At 62.7% G+C, this 6,488-nt stretch carries 7 protein-coding genes; 3 read left to right on the top strand and 4 right to left on the bottom strand.

The features are described from left to right. Both cysC and cysQ read left to right on the top strand, forming a co-directional pair. Positions 1 to 1,065, top strand: a 1,065-nt coding sequence (gene cysC / locus EOA86_RS17395) for an adenylyl-sulfate kinase (RefSeq protein WP_128342781.1), incomplete at its 5' end; no start/stop codon positions are given. Positions 1,066 to 1,075: 10 nt separating this feature from the next. Beyond that, on the top strand, positions 1,076 to 1,870 hold the full coding sequence (gene cysQ / locus EOA86_RS17390) for a 3'(2'),5'-bisphosphate nucleotidase CysQ (RefSeq protein ID WP_164759499.1): 795 nt from the start codon (positions 1,076 to 1,078) through the stop codon (positions 1,868 to 1,870). 7 nt (positions 1,871 to 1,877) lie between these two features. Here cysQ and EOA86_RS17385 read toward each other — a convergent pair whose 3' ends face one another. The 4 genes from EOA86_RS17385 to EOA86_RS17370 form a co-directional block, all read right to left on the bottom strand. After that, a complete protein-coding gene (locus EOA86_RS17385; protein ID WP_127208674.1) occupies positions 1,878 to 3,020 on the bottom strand; it encodes a DegT/DnrJ/EryC1/StrS aminotransferase family protein in 1,143 nt (380 codons plus the stop codon). 255 nt (positions 3,021 to 3,275) lie between these two features. After that, positions 3,276 to 4,199: a carbohydrate kinase gene (locus EOA86_RS17380; protein ID WP_127208675.1), complete on the bottom strand. Its 924-nt coding sequence runs from the start codon at positions 4,197 to 4,199 to the stop codon at positions 3,276 to 3,278. Next, on the bottom strand, positions 4,196 to 4,642 hold the full coding sequence (locus tag EOA86_RS17375) for an RbsD/FucU domain-containing protein (RefSeq protein ID WP_029355783.1): 447 nt from the start codon (positions 4,640 to 4,642) through the stop codon (positions 4,196 to 4,198). The genes EOA86_RS17380 and EOA86_RS17375 overlap by 4 nt, the downstream gene beginning before the upstream one ends. A gap of 2 nt (positions 4,643 to 4,644) precedes the next feature. Further along, positions 4,645 to 5,871, bottom strand: coding sequence for an ROK family transcriptional regulator (locus EOA86_RS17370; protein WP_128342779.1), 1,227 nt, complete (start codon positions 5,869 to 5,871; stop codon positions 4,645 to 4,647). Positions 5,872 to 6,103: 232 nt separating this feature from the next. Between EOA86_RS17370 and EOA86_RS17365 the strand changes: the two genes are divergently transcribed. Then, positions 6,104 to 6,488: substrate-binding domain-containing protein (locus EOA86_RS17365; protein WP_206630053.1), on the top strand; the 385-nt coding region annotated here is incomplete at its 3' end.

Genomic DNA, 6,488 nt, shown 5'->3' with positions numbered 1-6,488 from the left:
GTCTCGCATGGCGGCGACGTGAGCCAAGCGGTCGCCGGCCAGGCCATCACTCTTGTTCTCGACGACGAGGTCGAGGTCTCGCGCGGCAATATGCTGGTGTCGCCGGCGGCGCGGCCGCAGGTCGCCGACCAGTTCGCCGCCAACATCGTCTGGTTCGATGAGCATGCGCTGCTGCCGGGCCGCTCCTACATCCTGCGGACCGAGACCGATCAGACCAGTGCCACCGTCACCGACCTGAAGTACCGCGTCAACGTCAACGACTTTGCCCATGAGGCGGCCAAGTCACTCGAAATGAACGAAGTCGGAATTTGCAACATCTCGACGCGGGCGCCGATCGCCTTCGATACTTTCGCCGAGAACCGCACGACCGGCGCCTTCATCCTGATCGACCGCATCACCAACGCCACGGTCGGGGCCGGCATGATCCTGCATTCGCTGCGCCGCGCCGAAAACATCCACTGGCAATCGCTCGATGTCGGCAAGCACGGCCGTGCCGATCTGAAGAACCAGCGGCCCGCCGTGTTCTGGTTCACCGGGCTCTCGGGCTCGGGCAAGTCGACCATCGCCAATCTTTTCGAGAAAAAGCTGTTCGCCACCGGCCGGCATACCTACATCCTGGATGGCGATAATGTCCGCCACGGCCTCAATCGCGATCTTGGCTTCACCGACGCCGACCGCGTCGAAAACATTCGCCGCGTTGCGGAAGTGGCGCGGCTGATGGCCGATGCCGGGCTGATCGTCATTGTTTCCTTCATTTCGCCATTCAGTGCTGAGCGGCGCATGGCCAGGGAGTTGATGGCCACCGGTGAATTCGTCGAGGTGTTTGTCGACACACCTTTTGAGGAATGCGCCAGACGCGATCCGAAGGGCCTCTATGCGCGGGCGTTGAATGGCGAAATCAAGAATTTCACCGGCGTCGATTCACCGTATGAAGCCCCGGAAAACCCCGAAATCCATCTCAAGACACTCGGCAAGTCTGCCGAGGAGATGGTAGAGGCCCTGGAACTCTGGCTGAACGAGCGTGACATTGCCGAAAACCAATATGATAGCGGCGGCGGCATCTGACGACGAAGCGATGCTCGGCGTTTTCGAGCGCATCGCCTTGGCGGCGGGGCGAGAGGTGATGCGCGTCTTCGATGCCGGCTGCTCGGTCGACCAGAAATCAGACAGCTCGCCGGTGACCGAGGCCGATCGCGAGAGCGAAAAGATCATTCTCGCTGGGCTGCGCGCGGCTTTCCCCGATATCCCTTGTGTGGCTGAGGAAGAGGCATCGACCGGCATCGTGCCGCCCGACCTCGACGACGCCTTCTTTCTGGTGGATCCGCTCGACGGCACCAAGGAATTCGTCAACCGCAGGACCGACTTCACCGTCAACATCGCGCTCGTTCGCCACGGCGTGCCGGATATCGGTGTGGTCTTTGCGCCATGCACGGGACGCTTCTTTTCCGGCCGGCCGGGCAGGGCGGAAGCAATCGAAGTCAATGGCGACTACCAGATCATCGGCCGTCGGCCGATTTCGGCCAGAACGGGTGTGGCGCCACTGACCGTCGTCGCCAGCCGGTCCCACAATACGCCGGAAACCGAAGCCTATATTCGCACCGTGGGTGCTGCCGAGATCGTGTCGGTCGGCTCGTCGCTGAAATTCTGTCTTGTCGCCGGCGCCGAGGCCGACGTCTATCCGCGCTTCGGCCGCACCATGGAATGGGACACCGCGGCCGGCGATGCGGTGCTGCGCGCGGCAGGCGGTATAACGCGCACACTCGATGGTCAGCCGCTGGCCTACGGCAAGCGCAACCAGAGCGATGACGAGGACTTCGCCAATCCGCATTTCATCGCTAGCGGCAAGCCTGCGGAGTCCAGACCCGTCTAACGACCGTCTACGCGGCGGCGATTTGCGCCGAATTCGAGCCGATATAGTTGCGGATCGTCTCGATGATCCGGTCCTGGTCGGCCTCGCCCAGATAGGGGTGCATGGGCAGGCAGAGGATGCGCCTCGGCAGCTCCTCCGAAACGGATAGACCCGTCGGCGTGCGCGGATAGTCGCGGTAGGCGATCTGGCTGTGCAAGGGCTTCACGTAATAGATGACCGACGGGATGCCCTTGTCCCCGAGATGCGCCTTCAGCCCGTCGCGCTTCGGCGTCTCGATGGCATATTGCGCCCAGGCCGAACGGCCACCTTCCAGGTTGCGCGCCGTCTTGACGATGTCGCCGAGGCCTTTGGCATACCGATTGGCGACCGCTTGCCTGGCAACCATCTCATCTTCGAGAATGGCCAGCTTCTCGATCAGGATCGCCGCCTGCAGCGTATCGAGCCGCGAATTGATTCCGACGCGGACATTGTCATATTGGGTTTCGCCCTTGCCGTGGAAGGCGAACGAGCGAAGTTGCTCCGCCAGCGCATCGTCATTGGTGAACATCGCGCCGCCGTCGCCGTAGCAGCCGAGCGGTTTTGCCGGGTAGAAGCTGGTCGAGCCGACCGCGCCGAACGAACCGCACATTTTGCCGTCGATCGAGCCGCCGATCGCCTGCGCGGCATCTTCGATCACCATCAGCCCTTCGCGGTTGGCGATCGCCATGATCGCCTCGTAGTCAGCAGCGAGCCCGAACAGGTCGACGGGAATGATCGCCCTTGGCTTCAGCCGGCCTTCCGCCTTGATCATGGCGATGGCCGCCTCGAGACTGGCGATGTCGATGTTGTAGGTCTGGGGATCGACATCGACGAAAACCGGCTCAGCCTTGGCCAGCGCCACCACTTCCGCCGTGGCGGCGAAGGTGAAGCTCGGCACGAACACCGCGTCACCTGGGCCGATGCCGGCCGCAAACAGCGGCAGCAACAGTGCGTCAGTGCCGTTGGCGCAGGCTACCACATGCTTGGTGCCGATATAGGCGGCAAGCTTGTTTTCGAATTCGGTGACTTGGGGGCCGAGAATATAGCGCCCCTCGTCGACGACGCGGTCGATCGCTACTTTCAGCCTGTCGCGGATTCGTTCGCGCTGCGCGCCTAGATCGATGAACTGCATGTCGGCCTCAAACGGTACTAGCCAGATAACGGGCCGCTGGTATCAGACTTGGCGCGGCCGAGAAAGCCGCATGGGCAAAACCGCGAATTGCTCAAGTGTCGCAGCCTGTTACCCGCGATTGCCGGTGTGTCTTTGTAAGACGCCGGAAATCCGGGCTTCGTCGGGCAGGTCCAACCCTTTGCATCGCGTCCTATCCGGTGAGGCGAAACATAAAGTGATCGATCGGCGCAATACCTTCCGAAGGATCTGATCCGGTCAGGCGATTTCATACCGCCAGGGCGGATTGGCACCGGCCCGCGACACGGTTACCGCCGCAGCCTTGGCGCCAAGCGCCAGCGCCTTGTGGATGGCGTTTTCCGCCAGATTGGCGATTGCCTCCTTCGACAGCAGGCCTTGCTCGTGCAGCGAGGCCAGGATGCCGGCGTTGAACGTGTCGCCGGCGCCGACAGTATCGACCACCTCGACCTTGTCAGGCACGACCGTGACCTTGTGATCCCTGGTGTAGCCGACGGCGCCTTCGCTGCCATGGGTCACGACGATCAGCGTCGGGCCGCGATCCAGCCAGTTGCGGACGACGTCCTCGTGCGAGCCGGCTTCGCCGAACCAGTTGAGGTCCTCGTCCGACAGCTTCACGATGTCGGCCATCCCCATCATCGAGCGGATGCGCCTGAGATGCTTGGCCTTGTCCGGTATGAAATTCGGCCGAATGTTGGGGTCGAGCATCATGGCGCGGTGGCTGTGCTCGCGCCGCATGAATTCCTCGTAGGCTGATCCGGCCGGCTCCGAGATCAGGCTGATGGCGCCGAACAGCATGGCTTCGATCTCGCTGCCGAGTTTCGGCAGATCGTCGATGGTCAGCATGCGTCCGGCTGTGTTTTCATCGTAGAACGTGTAGGTCGCCTGGCCGTTGTCCAGCCGCACGAAAGCAAGCGTGGTCGGCCGGGGCGATGTGTGCGCATAGGTGGAACTGACCTTGCTTGCCCCGAGCGCGTCCCTGAACTGGCCGCCGAATAGATCCGACGACAGGCCGGAAAAGAAACCGGCGGGTGCTCCCAGCCGGCCAAGCGCAATAGCGGTATTGAACACCGCGCCGCCGACATAGGGGGCAAAGGCCGGCTCGCCCTCCGTCGTGGTGCGTGGCAGCATGTCGATCAGCGCTTCGCCGCAACAGAGGATCATGGCTTCCTGGTCTCCGGCGGATAGATCACACCCTTGCGGATGATGATGTTGGCGTAGAGCCGCGGCTCGCTTGTCGCAACGATCGCGTGCGCGGACCTAACCCGTTGATAGAAGTCGGCGCCGGCAAGCGCAACCACCTTGCGGCCCGGAGCACGCTTGGCGCAGATCGCCTCCATCTCGTGATGAACGGGATCGGCGAGGAGGGGATTACCTTTGACCGACGCGCGAAACAGCGCCTCCGGCACTGCGTCATCGACAGGCAACACGCTGAGGACGGCGTCGAGCATCGGAACAAGATGATGACCGTCGGCGCGGATGAGCCGGTGTGCCTGCTCTTTCGCCGGGTAGTTTCCGTCTACAAGGGCGATCTCGTCGCCATGACCCATGGCACGCAGCGTCGCCAGAAGCTCCGGACCGAGCAGCACCGGGATTCCGATCAGCACGCTCAGGCACTCCTGGAAATCATAGTCGAGCCGATAAGGAAGCGCTCGGAAAGCGGCAGGCTGGCGCCGCCCAGGGCACGTGCATGAATGCCGACAGTCCCCTCGCGAATGGCCGGAAGCTTCAGGCCTTCACCATCGATCTTGCCGATAGCTTCAACAACGGCATCGACGAGCCGGCGCCGCACGGCCTTCGGCATCCATCCGTCGACTACCGCTGCCTCGAAATCGATAACCGATGACGCCGCCACAATGGCATAGGCGAGCGCCTGCGAAGCGCAGGCGATCCAGTCGTCGAGCTCGACGCCGATCTCACCCCAATCCTCCGGTGACGTCCACAGGTGCGAGGCCTCGATACCGCGTGCGTTAAGCGCCTTTTCCAGCATGGCAATCGACGCCACGTCGATCAATTGGGCCGGCTTGCCGTCCGGTCCGGGCACCGGCATCGAACCCAGCGCGCCGGCATTGCCGGTCGGTCCGCCGAAAAGGTGACCGTTCAGCACGATGCCGCCGCCGGCGAAGGCACCAATATAGAAATAGACGAAGTCGCGCGCCGCGCCCGCCCGGCCGAACACCAGTTCGGCGCCGCAAGCCGAGGTGGCGTCATTCTGCAGGTAGACCGGGAATTCGCACTGCGCCTGAATGTCGGCGCGGATGTCGCGGTGGCGCCATTCGTCCATGATGTCGCGCGGCGCACCTGCCGTATCGGCCCAGTTCCACAATTCGAACGGCATGGCGATGCCAAGTCCGGCAATGCGCTTGTCCTGCGCCGGGGTGAGATCGCCGCGCATCGTCTTCATGCCGGAGGTGACGAATTCGACCGTCTCGCGCGGTGCCGGATAGCGGTAGGAATGCTGCAGCATCGAGCGCACGTTGCCGAGAAAATCGATCAGCACGAGTTCGGCGCTGCGACGGCCGATCTTCAAGCCGATGAAATAGGCACCATCGGGATTGAGCGCCATCGGAATGGAAGGTTGGCCGATCTTGCCGCGCAACGGCGCCTGACGGACAAGGAGGTTGTCCTCCTCGAGCTCACGCATGATGACCGAAACCGTCTGGGCGGAAAGTCCGGTCATGCGCGCAATGTCGGACTTGGCCAGGCTGCCGTGCTGACGCACCAGCGACAGCACCAGCCGCTCATTGTGGTCCCGCATGCCGCTCTGGTTGGTGCCGCGGTGAATGCGGCTTTCGGCTGCCTCGGGCGAACCGTGCCTTGTAGTGCCGGTCTCCACCCCTGTTCCTCCCGTCGTTTCCCTCAACGCTTTTGGGCCAGAATGGGTGAACGACGCAGCGCTGTCAATAATAAATAAGAGTGATTTAATTATTGACAGAGAGCTCGGTCTGGTATTCTGTTGGGGCAGGCGTCCACGCTGGGAGAAGTCGCTGGATGCTTTGTGCAGGTGCCGGTTGGCCGGCATCCGAAATGGTTCCACTGGGAGGAAAATCGTGACCAAGACAGCACTATTGAAGTCCACCGTGTTCGCCGCGGCCGGACTGGGTCTGATGGCGTTCACCTCGGCTGCGTCCGCCGCCGATGTCGGCGCCTGCCTGATCACCAAGACCGACACCAACCCGTTCTTCGTCAAGATGAAGGAAGGTGCGACCGCGAAAGCCAAAGAACTTGGCGTCGAACTTAAGGCTTACGCCGGCAAGATCGACGGCGACAGCGAGAGCCAGGTGGCGGCGATCGAAAGCTGTATCGCCGACGGCGCCAAGGGCATCCTGATCACCGCGTCGGACACCAAGGGCATTGTCCCGGCGGTGAAGAAGGCGCGTGACGCCGGTCTGCTCGTGATCGCGCTCGACACGCCGCTTGATCCGCTCGACGCTGCCGACGCGACCTTTGCGA

This window comes from Mesorhizobium sp. M5C.F.Ca.IN.020.32.2.1 (genome assembly GCF_004023105.1).
Classification (GTDB): Bacteria; Pseudomonadota; Alphaproteobacteria; order Rhizobiales; family Rhizobiaceae; genus Mesorhizobium; species Mesorhizobium wenxiniae.
The sequence above is the reverse complement of the archived record's forward strand: the minus strand, read 5'-3'. Positions and strand labels throughout refer to the sequence as shown.

Excerpts from the sequence above, each read along its gene's own strand:
- cysQ (WP_164759499.1), top strand. The coding sequence starts at position 1,076 with ATGCTCGGCGTTTTCGAGCGCATCGCCTTGGCGGCGGGGCGAGAGGTG.
- EOA86_RS17385 (WP_127208674.1), bottom strand. The coding sequence starts at position 3,020 with ATGCAGTTCATCGATCTAGGCGCGCAGCGCGAACGAATCCGCGACAGG.
- EOA86_RS17380 (WP_127208675.1), bottom strand. The coding sequence starts at position 4,199 with ATGATCCTCTGTTGCGGCGAAGCGCTGATCGACATGCTGCCACGCACC.